The following is a 19,705-nucleotide window of genomic DNA, read 5'->3' on the forward strand; positions in this document are numbered from 1 at the left end:
ACTTTCTTTTCGATGGAGCGTACCTAATGTTGATTTTCTATGGAGTTCTTATCGCCGTATTGGCACTGCTGTCCGGAGCGGCGAAAGTAGATATCATTCGGTCAATATTGAAACTCAGCCTCCTCCATTGCCCGGTATGTGAAAATGCCTATGGCCGCGCTGCGGCTTTAAGCGCAAGGAAGAAGTACATTGCCCAGTGCGATGCGGCTCAGCGTTCGAATCCGGAATGCATGATCAATTTTACTCGCGAATGGGAAGTGCGATGTCCTGTCTGCGCGAGTACCGGCTACTATGGCTTCGAAACCAACGTATTGACCGTTCAGCCGCTCTTAGGCCCACTGGGAGAGTAGATTTTATGGAGCGACGATGACTACCTCGTATTCAATTACAGCAAAGCAGAATATGCGGGAAAGAACGATATTCGTCTCGAGCGAGAGAGTTAATGAGGAACACGTCGCGCTTCTCATCCATCGATTACGGAGTGAAGACTTTCACGTTATGCATTCTCCCCGTAATCCGTTGGATGGCAAGGATCCACGCTGGGCCGATTGGTATAACTGGGATGACTTGGATGCTTCCAGATTGGAAATTGAAATTGGCCAAGCGGATATGTTCATTGTTGGCGTTACGGCCGGATGGGATAGCTCGACCTGGATGATGATGGAGTTGAGCGCTGCCGTGAAGCGACGAGAGTGTGGAGAGCTTCACGAGTTGCTATATTACACTCCCATAATGGACACTCCCACCATTCCCATGGCGAGACGATACTTAACGGATCGGCTTCCTGATGATGTTGACGCGGCGCTAGAAGCGGTTCAAAGTCGTTTCGCAAAGATTGATTTTATGCTTTAGGCGCAAACGCGGTTAGGGCAATGTGTCCTTGACCGCCGCGATCAGCAGAAATGTGGGCCGTCGGCGGTCGTCTTTCAGGCCAGGATTTTGGGCGATGTCTTCCGCCGTAACCGGGGCTTCGGAGAGCCTCGAAATCTGGAAGCCTTCGTCGATGAGCGTATTGAGATACGTGGCGAATGTTCGGTGGTATTTGACGACGTCGGGGGCGAGCCACTGGGTATGGCGTATGGTTTCCTGCTGGTAATCGTCTACCGGCCAGTGGAGGCGTTCGCCACTCGGACCGAGCGACCAGTTCTGGGTGGCGACTGCCGTGAAGGTCGGGTGCTCGACGGACAGCACGAACGCGCCGCCTACGGTGAGGCATTGGCGGACGGCGCGGCATACGAGGTCGAACCGTTCGACATAGTGAATCGCGAGGGAGCTGATCGCGACATCAAACGATTCGGCGGGGAAGTCGATATCTTCAATCGCGGCCTGGATGTATTGGATGGCGGGATCTTCGGTCATCTCGCGGGCGCGGGCGAGCATCTTTTCGGAGATGTCCACGCCGACGACGGACGCCGCCCCCTGCTGGCGAGCATACCGGCAATGCCAGCCGAAGCCGCAGCCAAGGTCCAGCACGCGTTGGCCTTGAAGATCGGGGAGCATGGCGCGAAACGCGCCCCACTCATGCGCGGCGTCCAGGCCGCCGACGGAGCGCGGCATCTGGCGATACTTGTCGAAGAAATCGGGATCGTCGTATTTGTTCTGTTTCATGGGACTGCCTCAAGAAATTGGCGGCTGCTGTAAGAGCCGCCAATCCTCTCTCGACATTACTACCCAAAATGCGAGAACGCTATTGCGCCAGCCATGTTTTGACGGGCGCTCCATGCCACCACGTCGGCGTGAAGTTCCAATCGGCAAGCAAATTCAGGCTGTTGGGATCGGATGAGGAGCCGCCGCCATAGAAGCACCACGCCGTCGCATTATAATTATGACTGTTCAGCCAACTGATCATGGAGTTGTCCCAGCCGACGCCATCGCTTTGACGGCCTCCGAACTCGCCGACATAGACGCAGAGCCCGGCGTTCGCCGCCACGGTCGCGTTGCCGTCCCAATTGGTCGATGAGAATGGGTAAATGTGGATGTCGTACATGATGTTCTGATTGGGATTGGACTGATTGGCGTACGGGCCAGGATCCCACAGGCGATCGCCGCTCGGCCCCCAATTGACGACTCCGGTGAGCGTGCCGGCATACCCGATGCCTCCGGCAACGATGACATTCCCCGCGCCGGTATTTCGGATCGTGTAAATCAAGCTTTCGACGCCGGGAGTATGATAGTTGAGATTGGTGCGCTGCCCGCTCGTGTTCATATCGTTCGTCACGCTGCCGCCGTCGCGCCATAGCGACCAGCTGATATCGTGGGGTTCATTGTAAACGCCGAAGAGCACCGCCGGATTGTTCTTGTAATGGCTGGCGATATCGTTCCAGGCCGTGCTGGTGTTATCGTCCGGCATATTGTGCTGACCGTTGTTCTTGCCCCACTGGCCTGCATCGCTCCAATGTAGATCGACGACCACATAGCGTCCCCATCCAGACACGGTGTTGACGACGCTGTCGATGGCGGCCCGATATGCGCCGGCGTTCGACCCGTATCCCATCCAGTAATCCTGATTGATCGGGAGACGCACCAGTTTCGCGCCCCAATTCAGCGCCGGCGTCACCGATGTGGAGACATGATCGCCCGTGGGCGAGTACTCATATCCCATAATGTCGACGCCTTTCAGGCGCACGCTCTGCCCGCTGCTGTTGACCAGATGATTGCCGGAGACCGTCAAATTGGAAGGCGCGGCCATACTCGCCCCAGCCGCTCCCAATAAGATCGCGAGGGATGCGCAGCCGTGAGTCCGCAGCTTGCGCAGAACGCCGATGTTCGAGTGATTTCGTTTCATGAATATCCTTGTTTTGTATTGCGATTGTATCTAAAGAACCAATTTCTGATTTGCGTGATTCCCCCTCTGACGACTATCATATCAGATGAAAGAAGATATGTCAATAGATTGATATACATTTGATATATATCAATAATATGCGGATAAAAGGTGCTGTTGCAACGCGACTATTTCGAGTCCGGGATCGTCTCCGCCAGTAAGACGTCGCTGCTGCGGACAATCAATTCCGAAAGCTCACCGTTTCGAAGGCCCGTGAGATGGATGATTTGAGCTTTGCCGGTCTCAACGCTGAGGGCGAGCGACTGCGTGATGCTGCGCATGTGGGCGGTGCTCACCACCATGCCTTCAATCTTAACGATCTCTTCGCTGGGCGGAAAGCGCAGCCATAATGTCAGCTTCATGGTGGGAAATGGTGTTTGCGGGGAAGGGATGAGTTGACGAACCGCATCCGGCGATGAGACGTTTTTGAGAGGCGGCTCATCGCCTTTGTACCGGACTTAGATGATGCTGGTTGCTCAGTGCGTCTTTGTCTTCGGTCGCCAGTTTCCCGCACCTGCGGGGCGATTGCCGTTGTTACTCCAGGTTGCCGGCGCCGGGCCGTTTGTCCAGGTGATATCGTTGGTCGCGGGGCCGGTCTTGCCGTGCTTCACGCTGCTGTTTGCGTGGGCGGCGCTGTGGTTGTTGACGCTGGCGCCGGAGGAGAGGGGCTTGAGCGTGGAGGTGTGCGTCGATTTTGTCGGTTTTTGACCGTAAGGACTCGTGGCGCTCGGGAATTTGTACAGAGTGGACGATGTCTGATTGGAGCTGCCGGGAGCGTGGTAGACGTCGGATGCATGACCGCTGGCGAACGCGGCGCCGGCGGCGAGGATAATTGCGGTGGAGAGAACAATCGTTTTCATGACGAGCCCCTTGTATTTCGTGCTGGACGCGGTTTTGCGCCAAACGGCTATTGGCGGAATAAAAGACGGTGGGTGCTTGGGATGCGGGATGGGGTCTCTTTCAGATGGGAAATGGTTGTTAGCCCTCTGAAAGAAGTGGGTCGGCTGGGTCTCGAACCCAGGACCCCATCATTAAAAGTGATGTGCTCTACCGCTGAGCTACCGACCCAAATGCATACGCCGTGGGGTGGCGTGCGGGGGAATTATACCCGCTGTCGGTGGGCAAATCAACCCTTTGGCAGCTTCCTTTGTGGCGAAAATCCGAAAAAGGGGCTTCGGCGTATTGCCGAAGCCCCTCATGGGCTATTTGTTTTTGACGGTGACGCCGGGCCAGTCGTCGGTGCGGAAGGGGACGGCTGGGAGGCCGGCTTTGTTGTAGAGATTGGTGACCGGGTTGTTCGCCCAGGCGTAGCGGACCGCAACGGGGCTGGCGACGCTGGGGGAGGAAAGGACGATCGTATCGCCATCGATTACGGCGTCGGCCCAGTACCACTTATGATCGTCGCCGGCGACCGCGAAGCCTTTGACGGCGGCGGTGGGGCTGGGATCGACCGTGGGAGTGAATGCGCCGGTGCGGGTGAGGTAGTCGCTGAGCGGGGTGACGGTGCTGACGGTCAGGCCGCCGCCGAGATGGTCGAAGCTCACGCGGACTTTGGATCCTTCGACTTTGTACGACTTGTACTCGGGGCCGCTGTATTCGACCTTCTGCCCGTACGTCTTGGCGAGCGCGGTCAGGGCAAGGCGGCGGCCGACATCCTGTTTGTCCTTGGGATGGATGTCGGGGCCGTCGCCGATGTCGATCGCAAGCGCTTCGCCGGAGTTCTTCACGTTCTTCGACGTCATTGTCTGCGCCTCGCGCAGCTCAGCCCAATTGCTGTCGCCGGGCTGATCGAGCACGGGGGTCCAGTTGGCGAGTTGCACGATGTAGAAGGGGAAGTCGCCTTCGCCCCACTGCTTGCGCCAGTCGCCGATCATTGTCGGCAGCAGCGCACGGTATTGATAGGCGCGGTCGGCGTTCGATTCGCCCTGATACCAGATGGCGCCCTTGACGCCGTAGGGGACGAGCGGCTGGACCATGCCGTTGTACAGGACCGTGACGACGTTTGGATTGCCGTCGCCGATGTTCTGCGGAACGGGCTTCGTCTGCGCGAGCGGCGCCGCGATTTTGTATTGCCATGGCCCGGCGAGCGAGACCGGATCGCCGCCGGGGATTTCCAGACGCAGTGCGTTGGTCCCGTCGTAAATGCCGCCGCCGCCGCCGGTATCCAGCACGCGGACGGTGATGACGTTCTTGCCGGCGCGCAGGGCCGATTTCGGGATCGTGTAAACCCGGCTCTGATCCCACCCTTCGGTTGCGCCCACTGGAACGCCGTTGACCCATGTCATATCGTTATCGTCCACTTTGCCAAGGCGCAGCGTCAGATCGTTGTTCTCGGCGCCGGCCGGCAGATCGATCTCCTTACGGAACCAGACAAGGCCGTCGAAGGCGGCCAGTTCCGGGACGCCCGCGCTTTCCCACGCCGTCGGCAGCGTCATCGTCTTCCAGTCCGAAGCGTCCAGAGAGGGATCTCCCCAATTTGCCTTCGTCCCCGGATCGTTGGCGGTATACCAATCTTTCCACTGCTGCGCGTAGCTGACGGTGTTGTTGACAGCGCTGCGCTTGACGCGCACGGCGTCCAGGCCGGGGTGGAAGTCGGCCAGTTTGTCCAGAGATTTCTCGCTGGTCCACGATTCCGCGATCGTTCCGCCCCACGATGTCTGGATCAGGCCGATCGGAATGTTGAGTTTCTGATTGAGCTCGCGGCCGAAGAAGTAGCCGACGGCGCTGAAGCCGCTCCACGTTCCCTGCCCGGCGATGGTCTCGGGCGTGACGGCGTCCCAATGTCCCGTCGTCAAATCCTGCGGAGTGAGCGCCGTCTTCTTCGCGGTGGTGAAGATTCGGATATTGGGATAGTTCGCGGCGGCGATCTCCGTCGCGGAGGCGGCGAGGTTGCCGACGCCGAACTCCATATTCGACTGTCCCGAGCAGATCCACACATCGCCGACGAGAATATCGTGCAGCGTCGTCGTGGTCGGACCGGCCACGGTCAAGTCATAGGGGCCGCCCGCCGTTAGCGCCGGCAGCCTGGCGATCCATTTGCCGTCCGCGCCCGCCGTGGCGCTGGCGCTCTTGCCGTTGATCGTGACCGTCACCTTCGTTCCCGGCGCCGCCCAGCCCCACACGGGATCCTGGCGGTCGCGCTGCAGGACCAGGTGATCGGTGAACACCGGCGATAGCAGCGGCTTGGCGTCCGGCGTCTGCGCCATGGCGCCGGTCAGAGGAAGAGCTGCGAGAACGAGCAGGCCGACGCCTCTCGGGGAGACTTTCATGGATATACCTCGTCGTTGTGTCATCGTGGAAATTGTTGCTGGATAAGCACGCAATACGACACGCGCCGCGTGGTTTCCTGCTGGGACGACGGAACTCTGGTCCTGGTAGATTCACCAGGGGCAAATCAGGTATAAATCGGCCGGACGGGCGCAGTCCGAAATCGCATTTTCCCAACCGAAGGAGCAGCCATCCATGACGGAGATTTATGTCAGCACCGATGTCGAGACAGATGGTCCGATCCCCGGCCCGAACTCGATGCTCAGTTTCGGATCGGCGGCTTACCTCGCCGATAAGACTCTGCTGAGTACGTTCGAAGCCAACCTGGAAACACTGCCCGCCGCTCAGGGCGATCCCAAGACGATGGCCTGGTGGGAAACGCAGCCCGAGGCGTGGGCGGCGTGCCGTGAAAATGTGGAAGCCCCGGAATCGGCGATGGCGCGCTATCTCGCGTGGCTCAAAGCGCTGCCGGGCCGCCCGGTTTTTGTCGCGTACCCCGCCGCCTTCGACTTTCTCTTTGTTTATTGGTACTTGATTCGCTTCGCCGGCGAAAGCCCGTTCTCGCATTCCGCGCTGGACATCAAGACCTACGCCATGGCGATGCTGGGGACGGATTATCGCGACTCGACCAAACGCCGCATGCCCAAGCGCTGGTTCGATCCCATCCCGCACACGCACCGCGCGCTGGACGATGCGATCGAGCAAGGCGCTTTGTTCTGCAATATGCTGAAGGAGCATCGCGGAGGCGGGAATGACGGCGACAAATAACAAACGCCGCGCGGCGCTCGTCACCGGCGCCGGGCGCGGAATCGGCCGCGCCATTGCGATCATGCTCGCCGAGGAAGGGTACGATGTCGCGCTCACGGCGCGCGGCGCGGACGAACTCTCGCAAACGGCGCACGAGTGCGAAGCCCACGGCGTGCGCGCCCTGGCGCTGCCGGCGGACATCACGGATCCCGCGCAGCTTGGGCGCGTAGTTGAGACCTGCGTCCGCGAGTTCCGCGGTTTGAACGTTTTAGTCAGCAACGCCGGCTCGTTTCACTGGGGCGCGGCGGACACAGCGGATCCCGACGATTGGGATCATTTGGTGGACCTCAATCTCAAAGCGTCCATGCGCGTCACTCGCCTCGCCCTCCCGCACCTCCTGGCGGCCGAAGACGGCGCCGCTGTGCTCTTCATCGCCTCCATGGCGGGCCGCGTCGCCTTCGGCATGAACGCGGCGTACGTCGCCTCCAAGCACGGTGTCGTCGGCTTCGCCGGCTCCGTCTTTAAAGACGTCCGCGAGCGCGGCGTCAAAGTCTGCGCGATCTGTCCCGGGCTCGTCGAGACATCGATCACCCACGATATCGGCGCGGACCACGCCAAGATGATCCAGCCCGAAGACATCGCCGAAGCCGCGCGTTACGTCCTGCGTTCTCCGTCCCGCGTCTGCCCCACGGAGATCCTGCTCCAGCCACAGCGCGCGCCGTGGGCGAAATAGAATTCGCAATCGGCAGGAGTCGCCCCGGAAATCTCGAATATAGGCGCGAAAAGCAAGCAAACATTTGAAAGCGAAGGTAACCTTTTTGCGCCCCAAAACTCTCATTCCCGCAATCCTGCTCCTCGCCTTCGCGGCGCCGCAGCACGCCTTCGCCAAAGCGCATCCTCATGCCGCTGCGAGTAAGCAATCGACGGATCCAAACTACAAGTATATCAAGGCCGCTTACGACTATCAGAACTTTGGCTATGTCTCTCGGGATTGCAACCGGATCTTTAGCTACACCACGCCGGATTTCGTCCAATATGGCGTGAATGGAGCCGTGCGCGACAAGGCAGCGTGCATTAAAGCGATGTATAACCTGCTGAGCTTCCTTTATCAATATGAGACGCAGCTGATTGCGGAGATAAAAAGTGATGATGGTGTCGATGTGTCGGATATAGTGACGCGAACGGTCACCATCGAAAAATTTGCAGTCAAGGATGGTGTCGCCGTTGTGATCGAAACCGGCCGGCTGCACGTCAATGCGCAAGGCGTTCGAGGAGATCAAGCGCGATCCACGGAATTCCATAAGATCGAAGGAGTTTACCGGGATGTGTGGGTGCGTGGTCCGCAAGGGTGGCTGCAGAAAAGCACAACGCAGCTGTATTAAGCCTGCCCAAGTCGGAAAAAGTGAAAACGGCGGTGGTTACAAAAATCCGTCACGTTTCACGGTTGGCGAGGGCGAGCGCGATGGCGGCGAGGGCGATTTGGGAGGCGGGGCTTTCGAGTTTGGCGCCGTGGCCGGCGAACCAGGATTTGCCTTCGCAGTGGGTGGGGAAGATCATGGCGTCGCGCGGGATGACGCCCAGGACGGCGAGGGCGTTTTCGGCGTCGGGGAGCACCGCGCCGACGGCGCCGAGGAACTGGGGCGACTGGACGCCGTAGCGCTTGGCGAGATAGCCGAACATCAGCGCGGCGAGCGGGGCTTCGATCTTGATGTCGTAGTCCCGGTGTGGGAAGAGATCGCAGATTAGGTGTGAGGCGACGCCGCTGAGAAGCGCGGGGAGAGGACGCCGGACGGAGCCGCCGATGGCGGCTCCGACGGCGGCGTGTATGCAGACCATCATGGATCGATTGCTATCTTTGGGAAAAGGTCCGGGTATGCCGGCCTAGCGGTCCATGCCGCACATCTGCTGGTAGAGCGTTCCGACGCGCGCGACGTATCGCTGCGTTTCGCGGTAGGGCGGAACGCCGTGGTATTTGCGCACCGCGCCCGGACCGGCGTTGTAGGCGGCCATGGTCAGGCGGAGCTGCTTGAGCGGAATGATGCCCGCGTTGGGCGGCGCGCCGCCGTACTGATCGAGGTGACCGCGCAGGATGCGCACGGCGGCCTGGATGTTCTGGATCGGGTCGTAAGCGTTGGTGACGCCCATGCCGCGCGCGGTGGACGGCATCAGCTGGCCGAGGCCCTGAGCGCCGGTGCGCGACGTGGAGTAGATATTGAAGCCCGATTCGGCGATGACCATCGCCATGATCAGGCGCGGGTCGATCTGGTTCAAGTCGCTGTAAAACAGAATGCTGGTGGCGATCTTGTCCAGGTCCGTATCGGAGAGGCGCGGGTTATGGCTGCGGATCGCGGCGCGGTACGGTCCGTAAATCGCGAGCGCGCGGTCGGTCAGCGCGGCGATCGGATGTCCTTCGATGCGCGGGACGATCGGCGTGGCGTAGTAGCGCGCGGCGGGCGCGCCGACGCCGGCGACGGGATCGGTCGCCGTGTTGCGCTCGTAGGAAACGGAACGCGAGGTGCTGCTCACGCGCCGCGTCCAGCCGGCGATGGCCGCGCGCTCGGACTGGGAGATATCTTCCTCGGGCGCGGCCGAGATCAAGCGCAGGCCGTTGGACGTGATCTGAGGACCGGGAGCCTCCACGGATAGCAGGACGCGCAGGACGCGTCCGGAGTCGATCCAGTCGGCCTTTTGCAGCGCCGGAGGAAGCGTCACCGAAATCGTGTCGTCGCCGATATTGAGCAGGACGGTCCGCTGGCCGTCGGAGACGACCTGGCCGGAGACCGTGCCGGTCGCCTCCAGAGCCTTGCCGGCGTAATCCGTCGGATGCTGCTGAATGTCCGCGAGCATGCGCGCCGGCAGCGGAGTCTGCCGCAATGCGCCGCGCGCCTGCAAGTACGTGGCGGACGGCGCCTGCGGCGCGGCGATGGCTGGAACCGTCGCGCCAGCCGCCAGGAAAACGCAGGCGGCGATCAATGTAGGTCGAATGAACATGGAGTTTCCTCGCCAAAAAACGGATTCCACTTAACGGTGTATCTTATCATAGTCGGTGTTTGATGTCAAGGAAATGAGGGAATAAGAATCGATTGTGTTTGTTTTCAGCGTTTGTTGACAATGGCTGTTAATTAGGTTATACTGGAAACGAACCAGGACGCTTCTTCATCACCTTCAGGAGAGAGAATATATCCGGATGGATTCCGAATCCCGTGAGTTGTTGACCGTGGAGCAGGCGGCCCAATACCTGCAATTGAGTCAGTCCAGTATTCGCTCTTACATCCGTCAGGGGAAGCTCAATGCCTTCCGAATCGCCGGAAAGCGCAAAGTATTGATCCCTCGCACCGAGCTGCTCAAGCTGCTTGAGCCCGCCCGCGCGGCGGACCTTGAAGTCGATGCGGATGTCGCGGACGATGAGGATGACGAATAGCGCTTCGCCGTCCCCGGCGCGGCTTCCCATTCGCATGGTAACTTTCTCGTTATGACGACGCTGTCATCATCTCCCTTCAGTTCTTCTTCTCAAAGTTCCGATCCGTCCGTGTGCGACGTCACGATCTCCATTGTTTCCTACAACACTTCCGGTCCGCTGCGCGATTGCTTGCAGACCTTGCAGGACCGCCGCGACGAGGGCGAAGTGACCATGGAAGTCGTGGTCGCCGACAACAGCTCCACCGACGACAGCGTCGCGATGGTCCGCCGCGAATTCCCCTGGGTGCGCGTGGTCGAGACCGGCGGCAACATCGGTTACGGGCGCGCGAACAACGCCGGCCAGGAAAACGCGCGCGGCCGTTACGCCTTTATCTTAAACTCCGACACCGAAGTCCTGCCAGGCGCGCTCCAGACAATGCGCGACTTCATGGACGCCAACCCCAAAGTCGGCGGCGTCGGCGCGCAGCTCATCCTTGTCGATGGCAGCACTCAAGCCTCCTGCGCCCGCGACCCCAGCCTCAAGGCCGTCTGGTGGGAGCAAACCTATTTGGACAAGCTCTTCCCCAAAAACACCGTCACCGGCAATTACTTAATGACGGATTGGGACTACGGCACACGCCGCGAAGTCGAACAGGTCTGCGGCGCGTGTCTCTTTGTCCGCCGCGAAGCCTACACCCAGATCGGCGGCTTCGATCCCGCCTTCTTCATGTACTTCGAGGACACGGACTTCTGCATCCGCCTGCGCCGCGCCGGCTGGCCGATCTGGTTTATCCCCGAAGCGCGCATCCGCCATCTGCTGGGCGCCAGCAGCGGCAACTGGCGCAGCCGCGCCCGCATGATCGTCTCCTACAACCGCAGTCGTTACTACTACTTCACCCGTTATGAAGGACGCCTGCGCGGACTCGCCATCAAAGCTATGTGTATCCTCGGCGCCACCATGCGCTCCGTCGCCTGGCACGCCATCGCCCTGGTGAAACCCTCCGCGCGCGACCAAGCGCGATTGTTTCGCAAAGTCTGGATCGACACCGTGCGCATGAAACCCGTGGGGGACGCGGGGGAATGAGAATGCGCGGCCCTCACCCGGCGCTCCGCGCCACCCTCTCCCAAAGGTCTGGGAGAGGGTTAAGAATTGGATCTTTGATTCAAATAAAGAATCCCTCTGGCTCCCCCTCTCCCAGAATTGGGAGAGGGGGCCGGGGGGTGAGGGCCATCGCATGAGAATCGCCCTCGACGCACGCACGCTTTCCGGGCGCTATACCGGGGACCGCACTTATTGGCGTGGTCTGATCGGCGCGCTCGCCGAAATCGACCGCGAGAATGAGTACTTCGTTTACTCGCGCCTGCCCGTGGACGGCGATCCGCCGCCGACCGGGCCGAACTTTACCTGGCGGATCCTCCCCAAACCCGAGCATGACGCGGCGTGGATGTCGCTGGCGTTCCCGAAGGCCCTGAAGGCCGACCGGATCGATGTGGCGCATACGCAGTACAATACGCCGCTGCTCGGCGCGCCGTGTCCGGTGGTCACGACGGTCCACGATATCACGTTCGCGCTATTCCCGGAACACTTTCTGCCGAAAGACCGCTGGATCCTGAACCGTTTCGTGCCGGGCTCCATGCGGCGGGCGGCGAAGGTGATTGCCGTCTCCGAGAGCACGCGGCGCGATATCCTGCGCACGTATAAGCTGCATATCGAGCCGAATAAAGTCGTGACGACCCTGCTCGCGGCGGATTCACGCTTTGCGCCGCCGGCCGGCGGGCAGGAATTCGCGCGGGCGGCGTTGAACGACAAGTACGGTTTGCAGGGCAAGCCCTATATCCTGAGCGTCGGCGTATTGCAGCCGCGCAAGAATCTGCCGATGCTGCTCGACGCCTTTGCGCTCGCCAAGCTGGGGCCGCAGGCGATCCCGCATCTGCTGGTCGTGGTCGGGAAGCGGGGCTGGAAGAACGAGGATCTGGACACGGCGCTGGCGGCTCTGCCGCCCGAAGTCGCCGCCCAGGTTGTCTTCACGGGATATGTTCCGGATGAGGACCTGCCGACACTGTATGGCGGCGCGGATGTGTTTTGCTATCCCTCGCTGTACGAAGGCTTCGGACTGCCGCCGCTGGAGGCGATGGCGTGCGGGTGTCCGGTGCTGTGCTCGCGGATCTCGTCGCTGCCCGAAGTCGTCGGCGACGCCGGGCTGCTGCTGGCCGCCAAGGACTCCGACGCCTGGGCGACAGCGCTGGAGAAGCTGCTGTCCGATCCCCTGGTCCGCGCCCGCTGGGCCGAACGCGCGCTGGAGCGCGCCCATGAATTTTCCTGGCGCCGGACCGCCGAGCAGACGCTGGCGGTTTACCGTGAGGCCGCTCCGCAATCCGCGAAATAAGAGTTAAGAATGAAGAGATACGGCTGAAGTGATCGGCCGCAGAGAAGAACAAATGGTTTTAGACCCGAAATTATTGGAAATACTTGCCTGCCCTGCCTGCGACGACCGTCCGCCGCTGCGCCTGGAAGGCGAGACCCTAGTGTGCGACGAATGCCATCGTGTGTACCCGATCCACGACGGCATCCCGATTTTGCTTCCCGACGAAGCGCTCCAGCCTGAACAGACCGACGTGAACCACCAGTGAGGATACCGTGCAACTGACCCGCTCCGGCCCGATCAAGATCGCCGTCATCCATGGCCCGAATTTGAATATGCTCGGCATCCGCGATCCCGATATCTACGGCAAAGACAATTTCGACAGCGTCAACCAGAAGATCGAGGCGCATGCGAAGAGCCTCGGCCTGGAAATCACCATCCAGCAGTCGAATTCCGAAGGCGCCATCATCGATTTCGTTCAGGAAGCGATGTCCTGGGCCGACGCCATCGTCATCAATCCCGGCGCCTACACGCACTACTCCTACGCGATCCGGGACGCCATCGGCGATTCGCGCCTGCCGACCATCGAAGTCCACCTGACCAATGTCCACGCCCGCGAGGAGTTTCGGCGCAACTCCGTCATCTCGCCGGTCTCCACCGGACAGATCGTCGGGTTCGGCACCAACTCCTATCTGCTCGCGCTGACCGCCGCCAAGCGTCTCGTGGAAGAAAGCCATCGCTAGGAGCCAGCCCTCCAAAGGAAAGTCATCGTGAGTGTTATGACGCAAGACGCCCTCGCCGACCGTCTGGACTCCCTGCGCATGGCCATCGCCGCGCGGGAGCTGGATGCGCTTCTGCTGATCGACATGACCAACATCGGCTACCTGACCGGATTCACCGGGTCGGCGGCCTACGTTCTGGTTTCCCAGGACGAAGCGATCGTGATCACCGACGGCCGCTATGCGATCCGCGTGCGTGAAGAAGCCCCGAAGTTCACGCCGGTCATCGCGGCCGGCAGCGGCGGCTATCCCGGCGCCTTGCAGGAAGCGCTGACGTCACGCCCCTTGCTCCGAAAGGTCGGTTTTGAAGCCGACCATATGACGGTGGCTCAGTGGGAGCGTTTTGGCAAAGACCTGCCGGAAGGCGTGGCGCTGATCGCCGCCTCGGGGCTGGTGGAAGAGCTGCGCCTGACCAAGGACGCCGGCGAAATCGCGAAGACTCGCCGGGCGATTGAGGTCGCGCAGACGGCCTTTCTCTCCGTCAAACATCTCCTGCGTCCCGGCGTGAGCGAACGCGAGTACGCCGCCGAGCTGGACTTCGCGATGCGCAAGGGCGGCGCCCAGCAGACCGCCTTTGAAACGATCGTCGCTAGCGGCCCGCAGAGCGCCCACCCGCATCACAGCCCCAACGCCCGCGTCTTTGAGATCGGCGACTTCATCACCATCGACTGGGGCGCGGAAGTCGACAGTTACTGCTCCGACATCACCCGCACCGTCTTCATCGGCTCCGACGCCGACGCCACCCCCAAGCACCACGAAGTCTACGAGACCGTTCTGGAGGCTCAGCGCCTCGCCATCGCCGCTATCGCGCCGGGCAAGAACGGCCAGGAGATCGACGCCGTCGCCCGCGAGCACATCGCCTCGCGCGGCTACGGCGAAGCCTTCGCCCACAGCCTCGGCCACAGTCTCGGCCGCAAAGTCCACGACGGCCCCGGCTTCTCCACACGCGGCGCGGACTTTATCCTGCGCCCCGGCATGATCATGACCGTCGAACCCGGGATCTACCTGGAAGGGTGGGGCGGCCTGCGCATCGAAGAAGACGTGCTGGTGACCGAAGACGGCTGCGAGACGCTGACGAGCCTGCCGAATGGGTTTGAGGCCTTGGGGGGATAGGCCCAGTACAGCCGAAGCCTCACTGCGAATCCGAGACCAGTCATTGGAGCCTGGCGAATGAATTCGCGGCTAAAAGTACGGTTACCCGCCTGCGCGGGTTCAGAAGTCCGCGGAGGCGGACGGCCGTTTTTATAGCCGCGAATTCATTCGCCAGGCTTCTTTTGCCTGTGCTGTATGGCAGGGAACCGTTTTCCCTCCCCGCTGTTTTATAGGAACATCGACGTTCCGTTTTCCGTTCTCACTTTCCGCTCGCGTTCCGGAGGGCGCCCTCTATGGCCGTATTAAGCGCCGACTCATTTGCATCCATCCTCGCGCTCGTTGGCGTCGTGATTGTCGTCGCGGCGCTGATGTCGGGGTTTATCGAGCGCAGCAACGTCCCGCAGGTCGCGGTTTTTCTGGGATTGGGCGCCGTGCTTGGCCCGGCGGGCCTGCACCTTCTGAATGTCCACCTGGACTCGCCCATTTTGCGCGTGGTGGCGACGCTCAGTCTGGCGCTCGTGCTCTTTACGGACGCCGTGTCTCTCAATGTCCCCGAAGTCCAGCGGCAAACGGGGCTGGCGCTGCGCGTGCTGGGGCCGGGGACGCTGCTTTCGGCGACCTTGATCGGCCTGGCGGCGTGGGGATTGCTGAACCTTTCGCCGGCGGCCTCCGTGCTGCTGGGCGCGGCGCTGGCCTCGACCGATCCCGTGCTGCTGCGCGGCCTGCTGCGCCGGCCGGACATCCCCAGCGCGGCGCGTCAGGCGCTGCGGCTGGAAAGCGGCCTCAATGATGTCGTCCTGCTGCCCATCGTCCTGGTCGCGATGCCGTTTCTAAGCGCCGGGCCGCTGCCCAATGTGACCCAGTGGATCCACATGGGCCTGAATTTATTTTTGCTCGGACCGGTGGCGGGCATTGCCGTGGGACTGGTCGGCGTCGCGGTGCTCGATCTGGTCCGCCGCCGCGTGGGCATTCGGCGCGATTATGAGAGCCTTTACTCGCTGGGCGTCGCCTTCGCGGCCTTTGCCGCCGCCGAAACGGTGCATGGCAGCGGATTTCTCGCCGTGTTCGCGGCGGGGCTGACCATTGCCGCCTTAGACGTGGAGCTCTGCGACTGCTTTCTGGAGTATGGCGAGACGACCGCCGAGCTGGCCTTGCTCTTTACCTTTGTCCTGCTGGGAAGCTCGCTGATCTGGTCCGGGTTCGCCATGCTGTCCTGGGCGGCGCTGGCCTTCGCGCTGCTGACATTGCTTTCGCGTCCGGTGGCGTTTGCGGTTGCTTTGGCGGGCACGAAGCTTGGCAAAAAGGCCCACACGCTGATCTCATGGTTCGGCCCGCGCGGTCTCAGCACATTGCTGCTCGTGCTGCTGCCGGTCTTCGCGGGCGTTCCCGGCGGCGATCATCTCTTCTCGATCTGCTGCCTCGTAGTCGTGATGTCCGTCATTCTGCACGGCGGCTCGCTGATGCTGGTGCGTCCCAAATCGCAGGCGGCGCATGACGCCCCCTCGGCGGCGGAGGTCGCGGCCGCCGCGCCGCCTGCCCAGGATTTCGTGCTGGCCACGGCGGTCGCCGTTCCGCCGAAGAAGGCGAACGCCGCCCGCGACGGCGGCCACCATGGCGACCGGACAATCGCGTCCGGCGAAAGTCTTGACCGGATCCTGCCCGCCGCTCAGACCCCCAGGGCGCCGGCGCCGGCGGGGGATCGAATTACCGTCGCCGAGATGCAGCGCTTGCAGGAGGCCGGCGAAAACGTCGTCGTTCTGGACGTCCGCAGCGAGCGCACGTACAACGACAGCGATCTGCTGGCGGGCGGCGCTCTGCGCATGGACTACCACCACGCCGCCGAGCTGTCCGCCAAGGCGGGGATTCCCAAGGACGCCTGGGTGATCCTCTTCTGCGCCTGCCCGGATGACAAAACCAGCGTCTACACGGCCGGCGAGATGCGCCGCGCCGGCTGGACCCACGCCTACGCCCTGCGCGACGGCTGGGACGCCTGGCAGGCCGCCGGCCTGCCCGTGGCCGCGAAGGCCGCGTAGAACTTGCCCCACCTCTTGCCGATGTGGGGCTTTTTGCTCTTGATATATATCGGATAACAAGATATAATGCATTGTAAGGTCGACGATTTGGAAAGGCGGCGTGATGGGAAACGAACGCGAGTTATTAAAAGGGAACACACCAACGCTGATTCTGGCCGTGCTGGAGGAAATGCCGATGCATGGTTACGCCATCGCGCAGGCGATCGAGAAGCGCAGCGGCGACATCTTAAAGTTCAAATACGGCACGCTGTATCCCGCGCTGTACAGTCTGGAAAGCGCGGGCTTGATTGCCGGTCAGTGGGAGCATCTGGAGAGCGAGCGCCCGCGTAAGACGTACTCGATCACCGAGGCCGGGCAGGCGGAACTCTCGAAGCGGACAGCGGCGTGGAGTTTATTCTCCATGGCCGTCAACAATATCATCGAAGGAGTGAAACGTGAACAGCCAGCTTAATACCCCGAATCCGGAAGATCGGATCGCCGATTATTTGGATTGCGTCGCGAAGCCCATGAAGGCGATCCCGGAGGAGGCAAAGCAGCCGTTCCTTCAGGAGATCAAAACCCATGCCCAGACCCTGGCCGATCAATACCGGGATGAGGGCCGTGATGATGACGCCGCGGTGCGCGACGCCCTGCGGATGATAGGCGATCCGGCGGCCATGGGGAAGTCGTGGGCAAAATCGTGGCTTCGCGCCAATGAACCTGGGAGCTTCTGGGGCGCGTTTGTCATTGGGACCGGCATGCTGACTGCCATCCACATCATAAACTACCTGATTTTCCTTGGGATGGCTCCGATCAGAGCGGGCCTTGTGACTGGAAGCCCCGTTTCGTTCTGGACGGCGTTGATCTTCGGCTTCTGGTATCTTTGGGGGCAGGCAGCCGTGGTTATGGCCGGCGCGATCTGTGGCTGGCGTCAGCCGCGCCGCGCGACCGCCGCCCTTCTTTGGACCTGCGCGCTTGGCGCTCTCTGGGAGTTGGTTGGCCTGTGCATGAATGCGAACGCTCTGAAGACGGCAATGATGGCGCAGCATGCCGGGCATTCGACCGCTGCGCTATTGTTATTCTTAGCCCGAATTTCCATTCTTTCTCTCATAACGACTGGCGGACTCTGTGTTTTGGGAAGCAGCATCAGCCGTTCGCGGCGCATTCGACGGCTGCTGCGGGCCTGACGTCCCGGTATGGGCAGAGAACGCGATTTCGCACATTTGCCGTCGCGAACGAGGAACACCTCGTTCGCGACGGCGGCTTCCCATCGTTTTGGGGAATGCGATCTGATGGCGGGCTCTATACCGTGCTTTCCTCGCGCTTGTTCTTTTTGGCCCACCACCGATACCCGAGGATCGCGGGGATCCATAGCGGGGCGTAGGCGACGAACCAGATGACGAGGGCGAGCACTCGTCCGAAGGCGGCGGCGAGGGTGTCGGTGGCGGCGCCGGTGGACGCCCAGAGGTTGGTCCAGAAGTTGCTGGTGACTTTGGGCGGGTCTTTCGCTTTTTCGTTCAGCGTGACTTCGATTGAGCTGAGGCGCGCCATCTTCTTGAGCAGCTCCAGCCGAGCGCGCGATTGGTTGAGCTGGATACGCAGGTCGCGGGCCTGCTCCTGATCCCGCCATGTCACGCGCTTGCCGCGGCTCTTGAGCTCGGCGTCGGTGCGCCGGACTTCGTCCTCCATCACCTGCTCCGCTTGATCGGCGTCGCTGGTCTTCTCGGTGATGTCCTCGCCGGTGATGCTTTTGCTGGTCACCTTGCCGAACTTGCCAATCTGCGTCATGACGTTATCAAACTGATCGACCGGGACTTTCACCGTCACATCCGCCGAGCGGATCCCATTCTCATCGGTCGTCAGCGAATTTTCCGCCTCATAGCCGCCGACGCCTTTGACCAGTGTCGCCAGATCCGCGCTCGACGCTTCCGAGTTCGCCACTTCCACGCCGATCGACGCTTCGTTATGCACCAGTCGAGTAGAATCGACTCCCGCTTCCTTGTCGCTCAGTTTCACCGAGTACGTCACGGGCGGCGATTGCTTGGCGTCAATGCGTCCGCTGTCGTCCATAAAACGCGATTCGGGATTCTTGATTTGGAGCGTAACGCCGTTCTTACCGTTGGAATCGAAAGTCTGCGTCGGGGCGAAGGTCCTATTGGCGGAGTTGTAATATGCACCAGGAGGCGTCATTGACTGCGCTGGGACAGTGGCGACGGACCGTTCGTCGTAATCCTGCGCATATTGTGTCAGACCGAGGCCGATATGTTTTGCGGCCATTGGGGAGCCTAAGTGATTCGCCGTGAAGATCGGCGCGAGACACCAGAGGACGGCGATGGCGGCGACGGAGCCGGCGAAGACCGGCATGGGCCGGAGTTTGCGGCGGGTGCGGACGGGTGAGGTCGATGCGGGGCCGAGATCGGCGAGGATCTTGGCGCGCAGGTTTGGGTCGAGCGCCTCGTCGGTTTCGGGGCGCAGTTCTTCGGTGATTTGGGACATTTGGGCAACCTCCATGCGGCAGGACGCGCAGTGGGCGAGGTGACGGGCGACGGCCAGGCGGCGGAGCAGGGAAAGCTCGCCGTCGATGTATGCCTTCAAATCGTCTTCGTATGCGTGTCGCTGCGTCATGATAAACTCTCCGATGCCGTCTCAGGAATGGCGCTGGACGCCGTGTCCTGGACGTAGCCGCCCAGACAATCGCGCAGGCGGCGGAACGCGTTGGAAAGCCGGCTTTTCACCGTGCCGAGGGGGACGCCGAGGATCTCGGCGCATTCGCTGTAGGTCAAACCATGCATCTCATGCAGTTCCACGATGTCGCGGTGCTGCGGCGTGAGCGTCCCCAGCGCGCTCTGTACCTGGTCGGCCAGCTCGCGGCGGGCCACCCACCGCTCCGGGTCGCCCGGATGATCCGGGCCGTTCGGAAGGGTTTCGTCGTAGGCGAGGGTGTCCGGCGCGCGGCGCTCTTTGTGCTTCAGGCACTGGTTGAGCGCCACCCGATAGATCCAGGTGGAGAGCGACGCCCGCCCGCCATAGCCGCCGATGCTTTTGAAGAGGCTGACGAAGATCTCTTGAGTCAGGTCCTCCGCGTCGGCTTCGCCGGCGGCGTAGGTGCGCGCCAACCGATGCAAGCGCGCGCCGTAGCGGTCCAAAATCTCCGCGCACGCCGCACGTTCGCCCCGCGCCGCCCGCTCCGCCAAATGTTGATCGTTTCGCAAATGTCCGCCT

Annotated in this window: 23 protein-coding genes and 1 tRNA gene; 14 read left to right on the forward strand and 10 right to left on the reverse strand. The window is 61.6% G+C overall.

Features of this window, described 5'->3' with window-relative positions:
* The first annotated feature begins 26 nt into the window (after positions 1-26).
* The gene (locus D5261_RS11295; RefSeq protein WP_119323610.1) at positions 27-350 is read left to right on the forward strand and encodes a hypothetical protein; all 324 of its coding nucleotides are present in this window, start codon (positions 27-29) and stop codon (positions 348-350) included.
* 16 nt (positions 351-366) lie between these two features.
* Entirely contained in the window at positions 367-852 is a 486-nt protein-coding gene (locus D5261_RS11300; RefSeq protein ID WP_119323611.1) for a hypothetical protein, read from the forward strand.
* A gap of 12 nt (positions 853-864) precedes the next feature.
* Here D5261_RS11300 and D5261_RS11305 read toward each other — a convergent pair whose 3' ends face one another.
* The 6 genes from D5261_RS11305 to D5261_RS11330 form a co-directional block, all read right to left on the reverse strand.
* Positions 865-1,608 carry a class I SAM-dependent methyltransferase gene (locus D5261_RS11305; RefSeq protein WP_119323612.1) on the reverse strand — a complete coding sequence of 248 codons (744 nt, stop codon included), beginning with the start codon at positions 1,606-1,608 and terminating at the stop codon, positions 865-867.
* A 79-nt stretch (positions 1,609-1,687) separates the two neighbouring features.
* Entirely contained in the window at positions 1,688-2,785 is a 1,098-nt protein-coding gene (locus tag D5261_RS11310; protein ID WP_119323613.1) for a glycoside hydrolase family 5 protein, read from the reverse strand.
* A 167-nt stretch (positions 2,786-2,952) separates the two neighbouring features.
* A complete protein-coding gene (locus tag D5261_RS11315) occupies positions 2,953-3,186 on the reverse strand; it encodes a hypothetical protein (RefSeq protein WP_119323614.1) in 234 nt (77 codons plus the stop codon).
* 114 nt (positions 3,187-3,300) lie between these two features.
* Entirely contained in the window at positions 3,301-3,684 is a 384-nt protein-coding gene (locus tag D5261_RS11320; protein WP_119323615.1) for a hypothetical protein, read from the reverse strand.
* Between the two features lie 136 nt (positions 3,685-3,820).
* Positions 3,821-3,892 (reverse strand) — tRNA-Lys (locus tag D5261_RS11325).
* A 134-nt stretch (positions 3,893-4,026) separates the two neighbouring features.
* Complete coding sequence (locus tag D5261_RS11330; protein WP_119323616.1) at positions 4,027-6,093, reverse strand: sialate O-acetylesterase; 2,067 nt, start codon at positions 6,091-6,093, stop codon at positions 4,027-4,029.
* 193 nt (positions 6,094-6,286) lie between these two features.
* Here D5261_RS11330 and D5261_RS11335 point away from each other — a divergent pair, with 193 nt between their 5' ends.
* From D5261_RS11335 to D5261_RS11345, 3 genes are all read left to right on the forward strand, one after another.
* A complete protein-coding gene (locus tag D5261_RS11335; protein ID WP_119323617.1) occupies positions 6,287-6,859 on the forward strand; it encodes a 3'-5' exonuclease family protein in 573 nt (190 codons plus the stop codon).
* Positions 6,843-7,571, forward strand: coding sequence for an SDR family oxidoreductase (locus tag D5261_RS11340; RefSeq protein WP_119323618.1), 729 nt, complete (start codon positions 6,843-6,845; stop codon positions 7,569-7,571). Before D5261_RS11335 ends, D5261_RS11340 begins: the two co-directional genes overlap by 17 nt.
* Before the next feature lie 85 nt (positions 7,572-7,656).
* Positions 7,657-8,220 carry a nuclear transport factor 2 family protein gene (locus D5261_RS11345; RefSeq protein WP_165864487.1) on the forward strand — a complete coding sequence of 188 codons (564 nt, stop codon included), beginning with the start codon at positions 7,657-7,659 and terminating at the stop codon, positions 8,218-8,220.
* A 49-nt stretch (positions 8,221-8,269) separates the two neighbouring features.
* On the opposite strand, the gene D5261_RS11350 is transcribed toward D5261_RS11345, so the two are convergent.
* Together D5261_RS11350 and D5261_RS11355 are read right to left on the reverse strand one after the other, a co-directional pair.
* The gene (locus tag D5261_RS11350; RefSeq protein WP_119323620.1) at positions 8,270-8,677 is read right to left on the reverse strand and encodes a hypothetical protein; all 408 of its coding nucleotides are present in this window, start codon (positions 8,675-8,677) and stop codon (positions 8,270-8,272) included.
* A 42-nt stretch (positions 8,678-8,719) separates the two neighbouring features.
* Entirely contained in the window at positions 8,720-9,829 is a 1,110-nt protein-coding gene (locus D5261_RS11355) for a lytic transglycosylase domain-containing protein (protein WP_119323621.1), read from the reverse strand.
* Between the two features lie 196 nt (positions 9,830-10,025).
* Here D5261_RS11355 and D5261_RS11360 point away from each other — a divergent pair, with 196 nt between their 5' ends.
* The 9 genes from D5261_RS11360 to D5261_RS11400 all read left to right on the forward strand — a co-directional run bounded on the left by D5261_RS11360 (position 10,026) and on the right by D5261_RS11400 (position 17,670).
* Positions 10,026-10,259, forward strand: coding sequence for a helix-turn-helix domain-containing protein (locus D5261_RS11360; RefSeq protein ID WP_119323622.1), 234 nt, complete (start codon positions 10,026-10,028; stop codon positions 10,257-10,259).
* 51 nt (positions 10,260-10,310) lie between these two features.
* Positions 10,311-11,321: a glycosyltransferase family 2 protein gene (locus D5261_RS11365; RefSeq protein ID WP_119323623.1), complete on the forward strand. Its 1,011-nt coding sequence runs from the start codon at positions 10,311-10,313 to the stop codon at positions 11,319-11,321.
* 151 nt (positions 11,322-11,472) lie between these two features.
* Positions 11,473-12,624: a glycosyltransferase family 4 protein gene (locus D5261_RS11370; protein WP_119323624.1), complete on the forward strand. Its 1,152-nt coding sequence runs from the start codon at positions 11,473-11,475 to the stop codon at positions 12,622-12,624.
* A gap of 52 nt (positions 12,625-12,676) precedes the next feature.
* Positions 12,677-12,868, forward strand: coding sequence for a Trm112 family protein (locus D5261_RS11375; protein ID WP_119323625.1), 192 nt, complete (start codon positions 12,677-12,679; stop codon positions 12,866-12,868).
* Positions 12,869-12,875: 7 nt separating this feature from the next.
* On the forward strand, positions 12,876-13,343 hold the full coding sequence (gene aroQ, locus D5261_RS11380) for a type II 3-dehydroquinate dehydratase (RefSeq protein ID WP_218025711.1): 468 nt from the start codon (positions 12,876-12,878) through the stop codon (positions 13,341-13,343).
* Between the two features lie 36 nt (positions 13,344-13,379).
* Positions 13,380-14,492 carry a M24 family metallopeptidase gene (locus D5261_RS11385; protein ID WP_119323626.1) on the forward strand — a complete coding sequence of 371 codons (1,113 nt, stop codon included), beginning with the start codon at positions 13,380-13,382 and terminating at the stop codon, positions 14,490-14,492.
* A gap of 272 nt (positions 14,493-14,764) precedes the next feature.
* Complete coding sequence (locus tag D5261_RS11390) at positions 14,765-16,504, forward strand: cation:proton antiporter domain-containing protein (RefSeq protein WP_119323627.1); 1,740 nt, start codon at positions 14,765-14,767, stop codon at positions 16,502-16,504.
* 103 nt (positions 16,505-16,607) lie between these two features.
* Entirely contained in the window at positions 16,608-16,955 is a 348-nt protein-coding gene (locus tag D5261_RS11395) for a PadR family transcriptional regulator (RefSeq protein ID WP_119323628.1), read from the forward strand.
* Entirely contained in the window at positions 16,939-17,670 is a 732-nt protein-coding gene (locus tag D5261_RS11400; protein ID WP_125206213.1) for a hypothetical protein, read from the forward strand. Before D5261_RS11395 ends, D5261_RS11400 begins: the two co-directional genes overlap by 17 nt.
* A 115-nt stretch (positions 17,671-17,785) precedes the next feature.
* On the opposite strand, the gene D5261_RS11405 is transcribed toward D5261_RS11400, so the two are convergent.
* Both D5261_RS11405 and D5261_RS11410 read right to left on the reverse strand, forming a co-directional pair.
* On the reverse strand, positions 17,786-19,108 hold the full coding sequence (locus D5261_RS11405; RefSeq protein ID WP_119323630.1) for a DUF4349 domain-containing protein: 1,323 nt from the start codon (positions 19,106-19,108) through the stop codon (positions 17,786-17,788).
* Positions 19,105-19,695 carry an RNA polymerase sigma factor gene (locus tag D5261_RS11410; protein WP_119323631.1) on the reverse strand — a complete coding sequence of 197 codons (591 nt, stop codon included), beginning with the start codon at positions 19,693-19,695 and terminating at the stop codon, positions 19,105-19,107. The genes D5261_RS11405 and D5261_RS11410 overlap by 4 nt, the downstream gene beginning before the upstream one ends.
* Positions 19,696-19,705: the final 10 nt, after the last annotated feature.

It is taken from the genome of Capsulimonas corticalis, from assembly GCF_003574315.2.
GTDB lineage: Bacteria > Armatimonadota > Armatimonadia > Armatimonadales > Capsulimonadaceae > Capsulimonas > Capsulimonas corticalis.